At 71.7% G+C, this 17,091-nt stretch carries 12 protein-coding genes; 4 read left to right on the forward strand and 8 right to left on the reverse strand.

The window, feature by feature from the left end; all coding sequences use genetic code 11:
- Nucleotides 1-98 precede the first annotated feature (98 nt).
- Nucleotides 99-2,822, forward strand: coding sequence for a glycoside hydrolase family 2 protein (locus tag N8I87_RS04225; RefSeq protein ID WP_263205568.1), 2,724 nt, complete (start codon nt 99-101; stop codon nt 2,820-2,822).
- A gap of 43 nt (nt 2,823-2,865) precedes the next feature.
- On the opposite strand, the gene N8I87_RS04230 is transcribed toward N8I87_RS04225, so the two are convergent.
- A complete protein-coding gene (locus N8I87_RS04230; protein ID WP_263205570.1) occupies nt 2,866-4,317 on the reverse strand; it encodes an immune inhibitor A in 1,452 nt (483 codons plus the stop codon).
- 410 nt (nt 4,318-4,727) lie between these two features.
- Nucleotides 4,728-5,504, reverse strand: a complete 777-nt coding sequence (locus tag N8I87_RS04235; protein ID WP_263205572.1) for a GNAT family N-acetyltransferase — start codon at nt 5,502-5,504, stop codon at nt 4,728-4,730.
- A 251-nt stretch (nt 5,505-5,755) separates the two neighbouring features.
- On the opposite strand from N8I87_RS04235, the gene N8I87_RS04240 reads away from it, so the two are divergent.
- Entirely contained in the window at nt 5,756-6,238 is a 483-nt protein-coding gene (locus tag N8I87_RS04240) for a nucleoside deaminase (RefSeq protein WP_263205575.1), read from the forward strand.
- Nucleotides 6,239-6,296: 58 nt separating this feature from the next.
- Here the strand turns inward: N8I87_RS04240 and N8I87_RS04245 are convergent, their stop codons facing one another.
- Together N8I87_RS04245 and N8I87_RS04250 are read right to left on the reverse strand one after the other, a co-directional pair.
- The gene (locus tag N8I87_RS04245; protein ID WP_263205577.1) at nt 6,297-7,151 is read right to left on the reverse strand and encodes a GNAT family N-acetyltransferase; all 855 of its coding nucleotides are present in this window, start codon (nt 7,149-7,151) and stop codon (nt 6,297-6,299) included.
- Between the two features lie 225 nt (nt 7,152-7,376).
- Nucleotides 7,377-8,015 (reverse strand): chaplin, encoded by a 639-nt coding sequence (locus tag N8I87_RS04250; protein ID WP_263205579.1) that lies wholly within the window; start codon nt 8,013-8,015, stop codon nt 7,377-7,379.
- A 271-nt stretch (nt 8,016-8,286) separates the two neighbouring features.
- Between N8I87_RS04250 and N8I87_RS04255 the strand changes: the two genes are divergently transcribed.
- Both N8I87_RS04255 and N8I87_RS04260 read left to right on the forward strand, forming a co-directional pair.
- Complete coding sequence (locus N8I87_RS04255; RefSeq protein ID WP_263205580.1) at nt 8,287-9,855, forward strand: alpha/beta hydrolase; 1,569 nt, start codon at nt 8,287-8,289, stop codon at nt 9,853-9,855.
- 42 nt (nt 9,856-9,897) lie between these two features.
- Complete coding sequence (locus tag N8I87_RS04260) at nt 9,898-10,467, forward strand: DUF4232 domain-containing protein (RefSeq protein WP_263205581.1); 570 nt, start codon at nt 9,898-9,900, stop codon at nt 10,465-10,467.
- Here N8I87_RS04260 and asnB read toward each other — a convergent pair.
- The 4 genes from asnB to N8I87_RS04280 form a co-directional block, all read right to left on the reverse strand.
- Nucleotides 10,440-12,281, reverse strand: coding sequence for an asparagine synthase (glutamine-hydrolyzing) (gene asnB / locus N8I87_RS04265; protein WP_263205582.1), 1,842 nt, complete (start codon nt 12,279-12,281; stop codon nt 10,440-10,442). The two genes, N8I87_RS04260 and asnB, sit on opposite strands and share 28 nt — an antisense overlap.
- Before the next feature lie 319 nt (nt 12,282-12,600).
- Nucleotides 12,601-13,380, reverse strand: a complete 780-nt coding sequence (locus N8I87_RS04270) for an alpha/beta fold hydrolase (protein ID WP_263205584.1) — start codon at nt 13,378-13,380, stop codon at nt 12,601-12,603.
- A gap of 65 nt (nt 13,381-13,445) precedes the next feature.
- Nucleotides 13,446-14,582, reverse strand: coding sequence for an alpha/beta hydrolase (locus tag N8I87_RS04275; protein ID WP_263205586.1), 1,137 nt, complete (start codon nt 14,580-14,582; stop codon nt 13,446-13,448).
- On the reverse strand, nt 14,579-17,050 hold the full coding sequence (locus tag N8I87_RS04280; protein WP_263205588.1) for a thioester reductase domain-containing protein: 2,472 nt from the start codon (nt 17,048-17,050) through the stop codon (nt 14,579-14,581). The genes N8I87_RS04275 and N8I87_RS04280 overlap by 4 nt, the downstream gene beginning before the upstream one ends.
- Nucleotides 17,051-17,091: the final 41 nt, after the last annotated feature.

Raw genomic sequence — 17,091 nt, forward strand, 5'->3', positions numbered from 1 at the left:
ATTCCCGCAGGGGCCACGGTGATTGACACGGCCCCCTCGGAGCCCTAGCTTGAGGCGGGTTAGTAAAGTTTCCTAACTTTACGAGGCTGGAGACCGCCGTGTTCCCTCGCCCCGCCCCCCGACACCGCCTCGCCGGAGCCGCCGTGGCCCTGGGCCTGATCGGCTCGCTGTCCACCAGTGCCTGGGCCGGGTCCCGGCATCCGGCCCCCGCGCACGGACACACCCCGGTCACCCGTGTGCCCTCCGCCGCGGGCACCGGCACCCCGCTGTCGGGCTACACGATCCAGTCGACGGCGAAGGTGAGCGACTCCGCGTCGGACGTCTCTTCCCCCGGCTATCCGGCCGCGGGCTGGTATCAGGCGGGCCCCCGCTCCACCGTCCTCGCGGCGCTGCTCGCCGACGGCGTCTACGCGGACCCGTTCTACTCCAACAACCAGCAGAAGATCCCCAAGGCCGCCTTCCAGGTCCCGTGGTGGTACCGCAGCGACTTCCGGGTCGCCGACACCGCCGAGCGCACCTACCTCGACTTCAGCGGGGTGATCTCGGCGGCCGACGTCTATGTCAACGGCCACCGGGTCGCCGGGGCCGCGGACGTCTCCGGCGCCTACACCCGCCACGAACTGGACGTCACCTCGCTGGTCCGTCCCGGCACGAACACGGTGGCCCTCCGGATCCAGCCGAACGTGCCCGACAAGAAGCTCACCATGGGCTGGATCGACTGGCTCCAGCCGCCGCCCGACGAGAACATGGGCATCGTCCGGGACGTCCTGGTCCGCCGGGGCGGCCCGGTGGCGCTGCGGGACGCGCATGTGACGACCCGGCTGGACGTGCCCTCGCTCGCCACGGCCGACCTGACGGTCAAGGCGCGGGCCCGCAACGACTCCGACACGGCCGTCACGGCCGAGGTCTCCGGGACCGTCGGCGGGGCGTCGTTCACGAGGACCGTGCCGCTCGCCGCCCACGAGACGAAGACGGTCACCTTCACCCCGGCCGACTTCCCCGGCCTGCACCTCACCCAGCCGAGGGTGTGGTGGCCCGCGGCCATGGGCGGACAGCCCCTGTACGACCTCGACCTCACCGCCACCGTCGCCGGCACCCGGTCCGACACCGCGCACGAGACCTTCGGCATCCGCGACGTCCAGGCACCGCTGAACTCCGACGGCGCCCGCCAGTACCGGATCAACGGCCGCAAACTGCTGATCAAGGGCGGCGGCTGGTCACCGGACGAGTTCCTGCGCTGGGACCGGACCTATGCCGAGGACCGGCTGAAGTACGCGCTCGACCTGGGCCTGAACACCATCCGCCTGGAAGGTCACATCGAGCCCGACGAGTTCTTCGACCTCGCCGACCGCTACGGCGTGCTCACGCTGCCCGGCTGGGAGTGCTGCGACAAGTGGGAGGGCCAGGTCAACGGGAACGGCGAGTCCGGCGACCCGTGGACGGCCGCCGACTACCCGGTCGCCAAGGCCTCGATGGCCGCCGAGGCGGCCCGGCTGCGCGACCACCCCAGTGTCATCTCCTTCCTCATCGGCAGCGACTTCGCGCCCGACAGGACGATCGAGAAGAACTATCTGGACGCCCTGAAGGCGGCCGACTGGCCGACCCCGGTGGTCTCCGCCGCCTCGGCCAAGTCCTCGCCCCAGCTGGGCAGTTCGGGCATGAAGATGACCGGGCCCTACGACTGGATCCCGCCCCACTACTGGTACGCCAAGCGCGAGGGGGGCGCCACCGGCTTCAACTCCGAGACCAGCGCGGGACCCGACATCCCCACCCTCGACACCCTGCACCGGATGATGACGCCCGCCGAGCTGGACACGCTCTGGAAGAACCCGGGCATGAAGCAGTACCACCGCTCCCCGTCACCGGTCTTCGGCACGCTGAAGATCTACGACGCCGCCCTCGCCGGCCGCTACGGCTCCCCGAAGGGCCTCACCGACTACGTCCGCAAGGCGCAGCTCGCACAGTACGAGAACGTGCGCGCCCAGTACGAGGCGTACGGACGCAACGCGACGGACTCCTCGAAGCCGTCCACCGGGGTGATCTACTGGATGTTCAACAGCGGCTGGACGTCCCTGCACTGGCAGCTGCTGGACCGCTATCTCGACCAGGGCGGCGCCTACTTCGGGGCGAAGAAGGCCAACGAGCCGCTGCACATCCAGTACTCCTACGACAACCGTTCCGTCGTCGTGGTCAACAACCGGCACACCTCCGCCACCGGACTCACCGCGCGGGCCACGCTGTTCAACCCCGACGGCACGCAGAAGTACGACAAGACCGCCACCAAGATGACGGTGAAGGGGGACGGCGCGCACGCCGACGCACTCACGCTGCCCGCGTCGGTGAGCGGACTGTCGACGACGTATCTGCTACGGCTGACCCTGACCGACTCCGCCGGCAAGGAGGTGAGCCGGAACGTGTACTGGCTCTCCACCGAGGCGGACACGCTCGACTGGGCCAACACCGACTGGTACTACACGCCGACGACGAGCTACGCCGACCTCAAGGGGCTGGCTTCGATGGCCGAAGTGCCGGTGTCGGCGACGGCCTCGACCGAGTCGGCGGACGGCGCCTCGACCACCACGGTGACCGTGCGCAACACGGGCAAGGGGAAGACCCCGTCGCTGCTGACGGACGTCCATCTGGTCGACGCGAAGGGGAAGCCGGTGCTGCCGGTGCGGTGGTCGGACAACCAGGTCAGCCTGTGGCCGGGCGAGTCGATGACGCTGACCGCCACCTACCGGACGGCGGATCTGCGCGGATCCGAGCCACGGGTGCGGGTCTCCGGCTGGAACACGGCGGAGCGGACGGTTCCGGCGCCCTGACCCGTGGGGCCCGGCGGGGGCGTCCCGCCGGGCCCCCGGCACGTCAGCTGACGCTGAGCGCCGTGTCGTCGATGACGAAGGACGTCTGCAGGGTGGAGCCCTCGGTGCCGGTGAACTTGAGCGTGACGGTCTGGCCAGCATAGCTCGCCAGACTGAAGCTGCGCTTGGTGTAGCCGCTCGCCGCGTTCAGGTTCGAGTAGGTCGCAAGCGTGCCCAACACGGTCCCGGAGCTGTTCAGGACCTGGACCTTGAGCGTGTCGTACGCCGTGCTGGTGGTGGTCTCCGCCGTGTCGATGTGCAGATAGAAGCTCAGGGCGGCGGTGGTGCAGCCGGACGGGATGGTCACCGACTGGGAGAGGGTGTCGGTGGTGGCGCTGCCGTAGCCGTCCAGCCAGGCGTAGTACGAACCGGTGCGCGCCGACTCGCCGCTGGAGTTGGTGATGACACCGCTGCCGGCACTCCAGGTGGTGTTGCCGGACTCGAAGCCGCTGTTGCCGAGCAGTTGGGCGGCGGTGCAGGTGCCACCACCGCCACCGCCACCGCCGCTGGTGCCCGAACCGGCCAGCCACGCTGTGGCGTTGAGGGCGAGGGCCGCGTTGGTGGCGCCGGAGTCGTTCCAGCCGTCGTACAGCGTGTTGCCGGACTGGCCGGTGCCGTCGTCGATGGGTGAGCTGTCGCCCCAGAAGGCGACGCGGCCGCTGCCGAAGGTGCTGGTCAGGAAGAAGGCGCCGGTGTTCCCGGAGTAACCGCTGCGGTAGACCAGGCCCTTGACCGAGGAGTTGTCGGCGGGCTTGAGGGTGGCAGTGGTGCCGTTGGCGATCAGGCTCTTGGTGACGGTGCCGAAATCGCCGTGCAGGACCGGGTCCGTGCTGTCGCTGATGGTGGCCGGGTAGCCGGAGCTGATGTTCAGCGAGTCGATGGAGAAGCCGAACGGGTCGGTCGAGTCGACGCTGTTGTTGGTCATCAGGTCGTTGAGGATCTCGACCGCGTCCTGGCCGTCGTTGTTGCGGTCGGCGCCGGTGTGGTCGGAGACCATGAACAGACCGCCGCCGTTCTTCACGAAGTTCATGATCGCCGTCTTCTCGGCGGTCGTGAACAGCGTGTTCGGCTCAGGCAGGACCAGGGTGTCGAAGTTCGACAGGTCGGTGGCCGAGGAGCCGCCGTAGCTGAGGCTGGAACCCGACGGCAGCGTCTTCAGGCTGTAGCTGCCGGCCTTCTGCAGGGCGACGCCCCAGGAGGACAGCGCGCCGGTCCAGTCCGTCTCGGCGGACGGGGAGGAGTCCTGGCCGAGCGGGTCGGGCTGGCTGGTGGAGATGATCCAGTCCGCGTTGCCCGCCGTCTCGGCGTGGGCGTTGTCGAACAGGATGCGGTGCGTGGTGGCCGCGTGGGCGGCGGTGGCGGCGGTGCCGACCTGGAGAGCGGCTCCCGTGACGAGCAGCCCGAAGCCGGCCAGGGCTGTGGTGAGTCTGCGGCGGGATCTTCTGGATCCGAGCATCCGGAGAACCTCCATGAGCGGTGGGGTAGAGGCGGTGCGGGCGCCAAGTCTGCGCGCGTAGAACCAGGTTGAGGGTTCTACACGCGTCGATTGGTTGAAAGGTACATGGCATGACCATGAGGTGAACAGAGAGTCCCGGCAATGACCGTGGTGAATCTGACGTCATGAGGCCCGCACGCGCACAGGCCCGCCGACGCGGCTCCCCTCCCCGTTCGGCGGGCCTGCCGCCTCGACCGGGCACCCCGGCATCCCCGACGCCGGGTGCTGAGGGAGGCGGCCCCCCACACCAGAAGAGTCGCGGCACAGCCCGGCGGACGCATGGGCCAACCGGCCCTGCACACCGGCCCGTTCGGCCCGGCCGGTAGGCGCGCCCGGCCGTCGTACCGCTGCGAGGCGGGGAACGGCGTAGCTCAGGCCGTGTACATGTACGGCGTCGTCGTGCTCAGCGGTTCGAAGCCGAGGCGTTCCAGGATGGGGCGGCTCCGGGCCACCGCGTCGACCTGGAGATAGCGGTAGCCGAGGGCCGCGGCGGCGTGGGCTCGGTGGGCCACCAGGGCGCGGTAGATGCCCCGGCCGCGCCAGGCCTCGACCGTGCCACCGCCCCACAGCCCTGCGAAGCGTGTGCCGGGCACCGGCTCCAGGCGGGCCGCGCTGACCGGTTCGTCACCGGCGAGTGCCACCACGGCGACCACCGTGTCCGGGGCGGCGGCCAGCCGGTCGAGCAGCCCGTGCCGCAGCCGTGTCCCGTCCGTGCCGAAGGCCTGTTCGTGCACGTTCACCACGAGGTCGACGCCGGCCGCGTCGGTGACGGGCAGGATGCGGATCCCGTCGGGTGGCCGCGTGTCGACGTTCAGGGCGGCGACCTCGGCGACCATCAGCGTCTCCTCGGGCTCCGGGGTGAACCCGGCCGCGACGAGCCGTGACCCGAGGTCGTGCGGGCGGTCGTGGCCGTACAGCTTCCATTCGAAGTCGCGGCCGAGGCCAGTGAAGTAGGCGATCTGGTCGGCGATCGCCCGGTCCGCGTTCGTCGCGTCCACGCCGGACCAGACGACGCCGTTCCAGCCGTGGGCGTCCGCGACCTGGCGCACCACGTTCCCGGCGCGTTCGATCCGGGCACCGTGGCCGTCGGGACGTGCGCCCTCGCGCATGTCCCGGTCGTACAGGGCGAGCACCGAGGCGTGATCCATGGGTTCACTCCAGCATCCGGGGCGGGCCTGGGCAACGGGATTACCGGTCGGCGGTTCCTTCGGCTCTCTGACGCACCGTGGCCGGATACGCTCCCGCCGCCGGCGGTGTCGCTCGCCGTGGGCGCCGTGGGCCGGCGGTACGCTTTCCCGGCCGTACGCCCGTCGGGTCCGGCCGTGGAAGGCCTGGCCGGAGCGGCCCTGCTCCCCGTACCGTGCGCCGCGGAGTCATGCGGTGAGAGGGGTCGTGCGTCATGGTGATGGACAGCGAACTGCCGTTTCTGCGTCGCTGCGTGGAACTGGCGGCCGAGGCGCTCACGGCGGGCGACGAGCCGTTCGGGTCGGTGCTGGTGTCCGCCGAGGGCGACGTGCTCGCCGAGGACCGCAACCGGGTGGCCTCCGGGGACCGTACGCGGCATCCGGAGTTCGAGCTGGCCCGCTGGGCGGCGGAGCATCTGACCCCCGCGGAGCGGGCCTCGGCGACCGTCTACACTTCCGGCGAGCACTGCCCGATGTGCGCCGCGGCGCACGCGTGGGTGGGTCTTGGACGGATCGTGTATGTCGCGTCCTCGGAGCAACTCACCTTCTGGCTGGCGGAGTTGGCGGTTCCCGCACCGCCGGTCCGGGCGCTGCCCGTCCGTGAGGTCGCGCCCGGGGTGCTCGTCGAGGGACCGGTGCCGGAACTCGTCGAGGACGTACGCACCCTGCACCGCCGCTTCCACGGGGCGGAGACCTGATCGGCCGACGGGCCGCTCGCCCGGGAAGCGGGGCGGGGGCTCTGCATGACCGGGCCGGTCAGCCGAGTTCGAGTGTGGTGACGCCGAACACACGGTCCTGGGCGTAGTCGCGCACAGGGCCCGTGTACATACGGGCGGTCTCGAAGGAGGGCGTGAATCCGGCCGCCTCGGCCAGGGCGATGCCCGCCGCGTTCGTCTCGGGGACGTCGATGGCGACCTCGCGGCCGGCGGCATCGGCGGTGAGGGCGGCGAACAGGGCCCGGGCGTCGTCGGGGCCGTCCGCGAACAGCGGGCCGATGCGCAGACTGTCGCGGCCGGGCCGGATGACGCCGTAGCCGGTGAGACGTCCGGCGTCGTGGCGGACGAAGGTCCGGTGCTCGGGGCCGGTCAGCCACTGGGCCAGGAAGCGGGGCCGTTCGGCCGGGTAGCAGGCGCCGTCGTACGCGGTGATGGCCTGAAGGTCGCCGGGGCGGGCGGGACGGACGTCCGCGGGAGCCTCCGCCTCTGCCGCGGTTCCGGCGAACCGGACGGTGCGGTGGGCGAGTTCGAAGCCGGACTGGCGGTAGTTGTCCTGCTGGGCCACCACTCCGTCCAGGCCGACGGTGCGGTTTCCGGCGTGGGCGAGCGCGGTCTTCCAGGTGGTGATGCCATGGCCGAGTCCACGCAGGTCCGGGCGGACCAGATAGCAGCCCAGGAAGGCGTAGTCGGTGCCGTAGTTGACGACGGAGATGGCCGAGACCGGCTCACCGTCGATCCGGCCGAGGAAGAACCCCTCGGGGTCCTGGGCGAAGAAGGCGGGGCCGTCGGAGAGCCCGGGATTCCACCCCTCGTCCGCCGCCCACCCGCTGATCACCGGCCAGTCCTGGAGGGTGGCCCGGGTGACGACGAGGTCCTGGGGGGCCGGAGAGGTCATGGGTGCGCTCCATTCCGTAGCGGGGTGCGCGGTGGTCGGCCGCGCCCGCAGCATCCTTCCCGATCACCCGGGGAACCGCCACGCCGGGTTCGAGCCGTTGGAGGTTCAACAGCACGTCCCGACAGGGACGTTGACGTCGGTCGCTCGACCGGCGGCGACGGCGCGGCGTCGGCCGCCAAAGGTCCCACCGGTCACATCCGGTGGGACCTCCGGCGGCCGCCCGCGTCAGCGCTCCGGCCGTGGGCGGAATCGTCGGTACAGAGCGACGCCCGTGATGAGGAACGCGGCGCTGCCGGCAAGGGCGGGCGCGGTCAGATCCGTACCCGTGTGGGCGAGGGCGACGGGGGCCTGCGGCCGGACCCGGTGGGGCGGCGGCGTGCGGGGGTGGGCCCGGGGCGGGACGGGGGCGGCCGGTCGATCGGGCTGCTCGCCCGGGGTGTTCACGGACTTGTTGCCCGTCCCCGGGTTGCCCACGCCGACCACGTTCACGCTGTTGCCGCTGACGTTCACCGGCACATGGACCGGGAGCTGGATCTCATTGCCGGAGACCACGCCCGGCGCATCCTTGCCGCTGCCGTGCGCGGTCGCACCGCCCGAGGACGTGGTCCCGGCGCCGCCCCCACCGCCCGCGTTGGCGCAGGTGTTGCCCGCGGCGGGGTCGAGGAGTCCCCCCACGTTCACGGTGTTCCCGCACACGTTCACCGGGACGTGCAAGGGGAGCTGGATGGTGTTGCCGGAGATCAGCCCGGGCGAGTCGGCCGCGGAGCCGTCCGCGCCGGAATCGGCGAAAGCCGGCATGGTCACAGCCATCGCCCCGGACGCGACGGCGACGGCGATCACACCGTTTCGGGCAACCCTTCTCATAGGTTCCCTGCCTTCCAGACATGGTTGCGGGCACTCACCCGCCCCCGGTTGAACGCAGACGAACCATCCGAGTTATGGCTTATCGGCCTTTCGGCCCGATCGAGTGACACGGCCTCGAACCAGTCGTAAAACCGTCGAATGCTCACCGTGTGTGCGGATGATACGACACTCCGTGTCCCCCTGCTGGCCCGGAGGCGGGTGCTGCGGGGCCCGCATATCGTGAGCGAGGGCGCTGTCCCCGGTCCGCAGCATGACGTCCCTGGAGGCATCGATGCCGGCCACACTGTCCCCGCGGCCCGTTCTCCGGCGCTGTGCGGGCGCCGGAGCGGTCGCCCTGGCCCTGATCGGGGCCGGGCTGCCCGCGGCGGCGTCCGACAGCCCGTCCCGGCCCGACCTGTCCCGTTTCTACCGCCAGAAGGTCGGCTGGACGGCCTGCGGCGACGACATGCCCAAGGACCTGGAGTGCGGAAAGGTCACGGTCCCGCTCGACTACGACAAGCCCGCCGCGGGCACGCTCGACCTGGCGCTGGCCCGCTATGTGACGACCGGGAAGTCCCAGGGCTCGGTCCTGCTGAACTTCGGCGGTCCCGGCGTCCCCGCCGTCGACCAACTCGCCGACGACGGCAAGGACTTCATGGGGCTGACCAACAGCTACGACGTGGTCGGCTTCGATCCGCGCGGCGTCGGCCGGTCCTCGCCCGTCAGCTGCGGCGACGCCACCGGCACGGGCTCGGGGACCGCGGAGCGGCACGCGGATCTCACGGACCCGCGGGCGACCCTGTCCTGGCTGCGCACGGTGGCCCAGCGGTGCGCCGCGCACTCCGGCCCCGTCCTGCCCCACATAGGCACCGTCAACACCGCCCGGGACATGGACGTCATACGCCAGGCCCTCGGCGACAAGAAGCTCAACTACCTCGGCTTCTCCTACGGCACCAAACTCGGCGCGGTGTACGCGGCCCAGTTCCCCGACAAGGTGGGCCGCATCGCGCTGGACGGCGTGGACACGCTGACGGATTCCCTGGCCGAGCAGGGGGTGACGACCGCCGAGGGGCAGCAGACGGCCCTGGACGACTTCCTGGACTGGTGCGTCGCGGACATCGCCTGCCCGTTCGGGCAGGACCGGCGCCTGGCCGGGAGCGGGGTCGTCAGGCTGGTGCGCTCGCTCGACGAGAACCCGGTGCCCGCGGACTACGGCGGGCAGTTCACCGGCCAGGACCTGGTGAGCGCCATCGGGCAGGCCCTGTACAGCGAGGACCTGTGGCCCTCGCTGGAGCGGGCCGTGGCCTCGCTGGTCGACGACGGGGACACCCGGGGCGTGGAGAACTTCGCCTACGGCGGCATGACGGTCCCCCGCGGGCGGGGCGGCGGGCTGGTGGACGCCGCGGACGTCCCGGCCGACAACACGATGGCCGCACTGCTGGCGATCAACTGCGCCGACGACCCGGACCGCCCGAGCGCCGGGCGGATCACCAAGGATCTCGCGCGGCTGCGCGCCGAGTACGAGCACGCGTCGCCGGTGTTCGGGCGGCACCGGCTCACCGAGGTGCTGATGTGCTTCGGCCGTCCCAAGGGCACCGACTTCATCCGGCACGAGGTGAAGAACGTCGACACGGCGAAGATGCTCCTGGTGGGCACGCGCGGCGACCCCGCCACGCCGTACCGCTGGACCGAGCAGACGGCCCGGCGGCTCGGCCCGTCCGCCGTGGTGCTCGACAACAGGGGCGAGGGGCACACCGGGTACTCCTCCTCGAAGTGCGTGCACCGCAAGATCGACGACTTCCTGCTGTACGGCTCCCTGCCGCCCAGCGGGAGCTCCTGCGGGCCGGACACCCGTACATGACCGACCGGACACCCGGACATGACCGAACAGAGGAACCCCTTCATGCGTCGTCGCGCCACCGTCGCCGTCCCGGCCGTCGCGGCCACCACCGCCCTGCTGTTCTCCGCACCGCAGGTCGGGGCCGCTGCGCAGACCCGGGCCGGGACCTGTCCGGAGAAGTACCTGACGGTCCGGGCGCAGGCCTCGGCCGCCGACCCGGCCGTGGTGCGGATCAGTGTCACCAACCGGGGCGGCCGCACCTGCACGCTCGACCCCGTCCCCACGGTCACCTTCGGCGACCTCGACGGCGCGGCCCTGCCGGTGCCCGCGCGCGGCGGCGGAACGTACCGGCTCGGCGTCGGCGGGACCGCCTACGCGGCGGCTCGGACGATCGCCGACCCGGCCGACCCCGAGGCCCGCCGGGTGGGCACGCTGACCGTGGCCGGGGACCCGTCCCACTGGGGGCGCTCCTTCACCGCGGCCGAACTGGGCGCCGGGGACACGATCCGGGTGTGGGAACCGGTGACGACGTGGTGGCAGCCGAAGTCGGCGGACGCGGACCGCGCGCTCGAGCGGGGCCGGACGGAGTCTCCCTGGTCGGGTGGTCAGCCGAAGGACAGCTCGGGCGTGTAGAGGTCCAGCCAGGTGGCCAGGTCGAGGGCGCCTTCCAGGCCGTGCCGGGCGGACTGGGTGCTCACGGGGGTGTCGCGATGGGCGGCCCGGTGGAGCTTCTCACGGTCCACCAGGTCGAAGACGCGGTGGCCGGGGCGGGCGAGGAGATCCTTGACCTGCTCCTGGAGGGCAAGGCCGTAACGGGGGTCCTGGGTGGACGGGTAGGGGCTCTTCACCCGGTCGTACACGGAGCGCGGGACGACGTCCGCCGCGGCCTCCCTCAGCAGGCTCTTCTCACGTCCGTCGAAGGACTTGAGCGACCAGGGCGTGTTGTAGACGTACTCGACGAGCCGGTGGTCGCAGTACGGCACCCGGACCTCCAGGCCCACAGCCATGCTCATCCGGTCCTTGCGGTCGAGCAGGAGACGGACGAAGCGGGTCAGGTGGAGGTGGCAGATCTGCCGCATCCGGTACTCGAAGTCGCTCTCGCCGTCGAGGCGGCGGATGGCGGACACGGCGGTGCGGTAGGAGTCGGCGATGTACGACTCCAGGTCCAGGGTCTTGGCGAGATCGGGCCGCAGGACGCTGCTGTCGTCCCCGAAGTGCCGGGCGGCCATCGCCAGCCAGGGGAAGGTGTCGGCGGCCCGGGCCTCCTCGTCGAAGAACTGGAGGTAGCCGCCGAAGACCTCGTCGGCGGACTCCCCGGACAGGGCGACCGTGGACTGGTCGCGGACGGCCCGGAACAGCAGCAGGAGCGAGGCGTCCATGTCGCCGAAGCCCATGGGCAGGTCCCGGGCCCGGATGACCCTGGCGCGTACGCCGGGATCGGCCAGGGTCTGTGCGTCGAGGACGATGTCCTGGTGCTCGGTCCGGGAAAGGCGGGCCACGTCGTGCACGAACGGGGTGTCCGGGGTGGCGCGCAGTTCGTCGGCGACGAAGTGGTCGCTCTGGCCGACGAAGTCCACGGAGAAGCTGCGGACCTTCTCGCCCTGTTCGGCGAGTTGCAGAGCGGCGATCGCGGTGAGGGCCGAGGAGTCGAGGCCGCCGGAGAGCAGGGTGCAGCGCGGGACGTCGGCCACCAGCTGGCGGCGCACGATGTCGTCGAGGAGCGAGCGGACGGTGGCGACGGTGGTGTCGCGGTCGTCGGGGTGCGCCCGGGTCTGAAGGCTCCAGTAGGTCCGGGTGTGCAGCCCCGCGCGGTCGACGGTGACCACGGTGCCGGGTTCGACCTCGCGCATGCCCTCCCACACCGCGTGGCCGGGGGTCTTGACCAGGGTGAACAGCTCGCGCAGGCCGTCGAGGCCGACCCGGGCCCCGGCCAGCGGGTTGGCGAGGACGGCCTTGGGTTCGGAGCCGAACAGGACGCCGTCGGAGGTGGGGAAGCAGTAGAAGGGCTTGATGCCCATACGGTCGCGGATCATGACGAGCTTGTCGTGCCGGCCGTCCCAGACCGCGAAGGCGTACATGCCGTTGAGGCGCTCGGCGACGGCGTCGCCCCATTCGAGGTAGCCGCGCAGGACCGCCTCGGTGTCGGAGTCGGTCGTGAAACGGTGGCCGCGGCCGGTGAGTTCGCGGCGGAGTTCGGTGAAGTTGTACGTCTCTCCCGAGTAGACCAGCGCGACGGTTCCGTCCGGTGTGCCGGCGGTCATGGGCTGGCGGCCGCCGGGCAGGTCGATGATCGCGAGTCTGCGGTGACCGAGGGCGGCGGGCCCTTCGATCCAGGTGCCGCGGTCGTCCGGGCCGCGGCAGGCCATTGTCTCGGTCATCGCGTCCAGGGTGGCGGCCTCGTCGCGCAGGTCGCGGTCGAAGGAGACCCAGCCGGTGATGCCGCACATGCCCTACCTCCAGCCTCCGGTCCCGCGGCACCCCGCCGAACCGGATGTATCCAGCACCTATATGTCGAGCCTGTGCCAGACACGAGGGCCGGTCAACGCGGCCGTAACCCGGACGGCCGAACGTCATGACCCTTTCGGCCGCGTTTTGCCCGTGCGAGGGGGACGGATCGCCGCCGCACCGGGCCGGTCCCGCCGGGAACCGGCCATGGGCAAAGACTTCCCCAAACAGCGGGACGGGGTCGGGCGCGGCGGGACCGGGGGCAGACGCGATGGGGCCGGGGCAGGCGTGAAAGAGCCGGGGCAGGTGCGGCGGGCCGGGTCAGGCGTGGGCGGTCACGAACGAGTCCACCGCCGCCGTCAGCTCCGCCGGCTTCTCCAGCGGCAGCTCGTGGCCCGCGTCGATGATGCGGACGACGGCGTCCGGGTAGGCCATGGCCATCCGGAGCATCTGCTTCACCGGCAGCTGGATGTCGTGGTAGCCGTGGATCAGCAGGACGGGCGTGCGGATCTCGCCGACCCGGTCGAGGACGTCGAAGGCCCGCATGGCGCCGTACAGCGTCATGACCACCTCGCGCGGAGTGCCCGCGGAGGCGCGGACGCACTCGCGGACCTTCTCGCGCGGGTAGCCCGGGGCGAAGGCCCGCTGGATGTTGGCCGCGACGAACAGCTTGAAGGGCACGAGGGTGGACACGCCCATCAGCAGGCCCCGGCCGCGGCTGTAGGTCATCCGGCTGATGGAGTCGACCAGGACCATGCGCTCGACGCGCTCGGGGTGGGAGAGGGCGATGGTCTGGGAGATCATCCCGCCCATGGAGTGACCGATCAGCACGAAGCGCTCGACCTCGAGGTGATCGAGGAGGGCGAGGACGTCCTTCGCCAGCTCCGCGATCGTGCGCACCCCCGCCCCGCTGCTCTCGCCGTGCCCGCGCAGGTCCAGCCGGATCACCCGCCGCTTCTCGGCGAAGTGCGCCACCTGGTGGTCCCAGCGGTGCCGGTCGGCCGTCCAGCCGTGGACGAACACCAGGGGCACCCCGTCGCCGTCGCGGGGGCCCTCGTCGTCGTACGTCAACGCGGCGCCGTCGACTTCGAGCTGCGGCATGTGAGGGTCCTCCTGGGTGCGGTCCGGTTACTGCCCGGTACGGTAACCGGCCGCCCCCTGCCCCGTCACCGTCGTTCGCCCAGGAATTCCAGGATGTGCCCGAACACGTCGAGGGCGGCGCCCCGGCCGATGAACGGGTCGAGGTGGCCGTATCCGGGGATCTCGGTGTACGCCACGTCGAGCTGCGGCTGCCGGTGTGCCAGCACCTCGTGACACAGTCGCTGCGAGTCCAGCCAGAGCCCGTTGTCACTGCCCGCGAGGAGCAGCAGCGGGGTGTCGATGCGGCCGGCCGCGTCCAGCGCGTTGGGCGGCAGCGCCCGGTAGCGGTGGTCGGTGTCGTGCCAGCGCACGACGCTGCGGGCCAGCTCGATCCGGCGCAGATGCGGAAGGATCCACAGGGGCGCGGGGCCGAGGAGCTCGGCGAGCCGGTCGTGGGTGGCGTCGGCGAGGTTCTCGTGCACGAACAGCGAGGCGCCCGTGCCCCAGGCCGAGTTGTGCAGGATCTGGCAGGTCGGGTCGGGGCAGTCCGCTTTGCGGGAGGCCAGGGCGAACAGGGGCGTGTACTTGGACCACAGGCCCACCTTGCGGAAGTCGACCGGGATGTGGTCGATCCGGGTCTTGAGCAACTCCCCCGCGACCGACATGCGCAGCGAGGTGCGGCCCGCCAGCTTCGGGGTCAGGAACACGCCCTGGGAGACGACTCCGGCAAGGCCCGGCACCAGCCCCGCCGCCATGCTCATCGACAGGCAGAGGGAGCCGATGCAGTGGGCGATCACGAACAGCGGCCGGTCGCCGATGCGTTCGCGGATGTGGGAGACGGCCTCGGGGATGTCGTACAACGCCACGTCGTCGTAGGTGTACCTGCGGCCGGTCTCGTTGTAAGGCAGCCGGCAGCTGCCCCGCCAGTCGAGCAGCCAGGGCTCGTAGCCGTCGTCGAGCAGGACGTCGACCATGTTGCGGGTCTCCGGCAGCAGGAACATGTCCGCGGAGGCGGTGTGCCCGTGCAGGAGCAGGACGGCGGGGCGGGCGGTGTCGCCGGTGTCGACGCGGGTCAGGCCGAGCCGGACGCCGTCGCTCGCGCGGAAGGGGATCTCCTCGACCCGGGTGGGGTCGAGACGGTGGCGCAGCGGGCGCGGGGCCGCGGTGGTCCGGACCTTGCGGAGCGCCGGCCGGGTGCGGGAGGTCGTGGCCTTGAACATCATCGGTTGGGCTCCGTGAGGGTCGGGGTGCGGCGCAGGTCGAGCAGGTCCGCGGCGGCCCGGGTGAACGGGCCGAGCAGTCCGCGGCCCATCTCCAGGCCGAACCAGGCGAGCCAGGTCAGCTTGGCGGCCCGCTTCTCCTGACCGGTCAGGCGCGGGTCGACCTTGATGCCGTCGATCTGGTCGCGGACGTAGGAATCGGCGGGTACGACGACCTCGCCGAGCAGGCTCGCGGCCTCGCCCTCGCGGCCGATCTCGACGGTCAGGGCGCGGGTCTGCCGCCACAGATCGCGGCGGGCGCGGGCGTACTTGCGGCCCTCCAGCCACCACTGTCCGCCGTCGGCATCGCGCAACCGCAGCCGGTAGCGCAGGAGTTGGTGCCTGAGGCCGTGCTGCTGCGGGATGCCCTCCTCAGGACGGATCCAGACGTCGCCGCGCTCGACGGTCAGCGGACCGGGGTGGATCGCGGAGCAGGTCACTTCGCCGGTGACGTCGATCCGGCGTTCCTTCACCAGCTGGTACATGCTCGCGATGGACAGGGTGAGCGCCATCGAGCAGGGTGTCCCTGCGTTCGCGCCGACCGGACCGACGGTGCCCTCGGTCGTCTCGGTGAACCACAGGTAGGGCTGGTCCTCCTTGTGGGGCAGCCGGGCCAGGCCGTCACCGGCGAGCTTCTCGAAGGTCTTCATCTGGGCCCGTGCGTCGTAGCGGGCCGCGGGCGGCAGGCCGAGGGCCGCGACGAGGGAGTCGGTGCGCTCGCTGCCGGCGGCGGGTCCCCTCAGCGTGGCCTCGACCAGCTTGAGGGCGGTGGCGCTCTGCAACACCCGGCTCAGGAAGCCCAGTTCGGGTATCGGTTCGGCCTCGAGCCGGGCCAGCGCGTCGGTGCGCCACTCGTCCCAGTCCTGGACGCGGACGTGCATCCCGCCGAGCGCCATGTCCTGTACGACGTCGTCGAGGGTGTTGGGGACGCCGGTCAGGTTGTAGTCGAAGCCCCAGGCGTCCGGCTCGCAGACCGCGGCGACGGCGACCCGGCTCACCCAGTCGACCGGGGCGGCGTTGAGGTAGCGGAACGCCGGTACGGTGCGGAAGCGGCCGAAGGCCGAGATCAGACCGCTGCTGAGGTCGAGCGGGTTGTAGGCGCCGGTCCTGGTGTGGCCGCCGATGCCGCCGGGGCGCAGCGCGGTGACCACCAGGCCGTGGTCGCGGGCCCGGCGCAGCGCGACCTCGGCGGCCCACTTGGACTGGTCGTAGCCGGAGATGAGCCGGTCGATGTGGGCGAGCGGGTCGTCCTCGCCCATGGAGGTGATGCCGACCTCGTTGAACACCGCGATCGAGGAGATGTGGTGCAGCGGCTTGGGACGGCCGGTCGCCGCGAGTTCGGCCAGGGTCAGCGTGCCGAGCACGTTGCTGCCGCGCAGGGACTGGTAGCCGCGCAGGAAGTCCACGGCCGCCGCGACGCCGACGATGCTGTCGAGTTCATGGGCGAGGCTGTGCCACAGCTCGTCGGACAGACCGAGACGCGGGCGGCGGATGTCGCCGGGCAGCACGGTCACCCGGCGTGCCACCTCCGACGACCAGGGCAGCCGGTAGCTGCGCAGCTGCTGCGCCAGCCGGGCTTCGGCCGCCTTCTCGTCGTCGGCGCGGACCAGGCAGTACACATGGGCGTCGCTGTGCCGCAGCAGGTCGAGCAGCATATGGCCGCCGAGGAAGCCGGTGGCGCCGGTGAGCAGGATCCGGCGGGGCGGCAGCGGCTCGGGTACGTCGGTGAAGGGGAGCCGGTCGGCGAGCGCGAGGTCGGCCAGGATCTGGTCGAGGTCCTCCTGGCGGGCCCTGGAGTGGCGGTCGGTGGTGGACCGGGGGGTGCCGGGTACGGCGGGTGGGGTGCGGGGCGCCGGGACGGGGAGGGTGCGCGGGGCCGGGGCGGGGAGGGTCCCGGCGGCGGAGAGCGGGAGGGCGGCCGGTGTGACGGCGGCCGCCGATCCCGCGGTGCCGCTCACCGGGGCCGGTGCGGCGCCGGAGCCGGTGTCCGCGGGGGCCGCTGCCGTGCCGGAACCGGCCTCCGTCGCTGCCGTGCCGGAACCGGTCTCCACCGACTCCGTGCCCGCGATCACCGGGAGCCAGCGCCGGGCCAGGCTGATCGGCCGGGCGTCGGCGAAGACATCGTCCAGGTCGACCTCGATGCCCAGCTCGTCCTCCAGCTCCGCGATGAGCTCCACCGCGTGGACGGACGTACCGCCCGCGTCGAAGAAGTCGGCGTCCGGGGCCAGTTGGCCAGAGGGCAGGTAGCGGCCCGCGGCGGTGGCGATGGTGGCCGCGAGGCCGTCCACGTCACGGACCGCCGGGGCGGGCGCCGGTCCGGCCGCCGCGGTCTGCAATCGGGCCAGCAGGTCGGTCACGCCGAGCCCGCCACCGCCTCGCTCGATGGCCTCGGCGGTCGTCAGCCTGCCGCCGTCGTCGTTCAGATCACGCATGAGAGCCCTTCACGTTGTGCACTGTCCTGTCGCTCACTGCT

Source organism: Streptomyces sp. HUAS 15-9 (assembly GCF_025642155.1).
Lineage (GTDB): Bacteria > Actinomycetota > Actinomycetes > Streptomycetales > Streptomycetaceae > Streptomyces.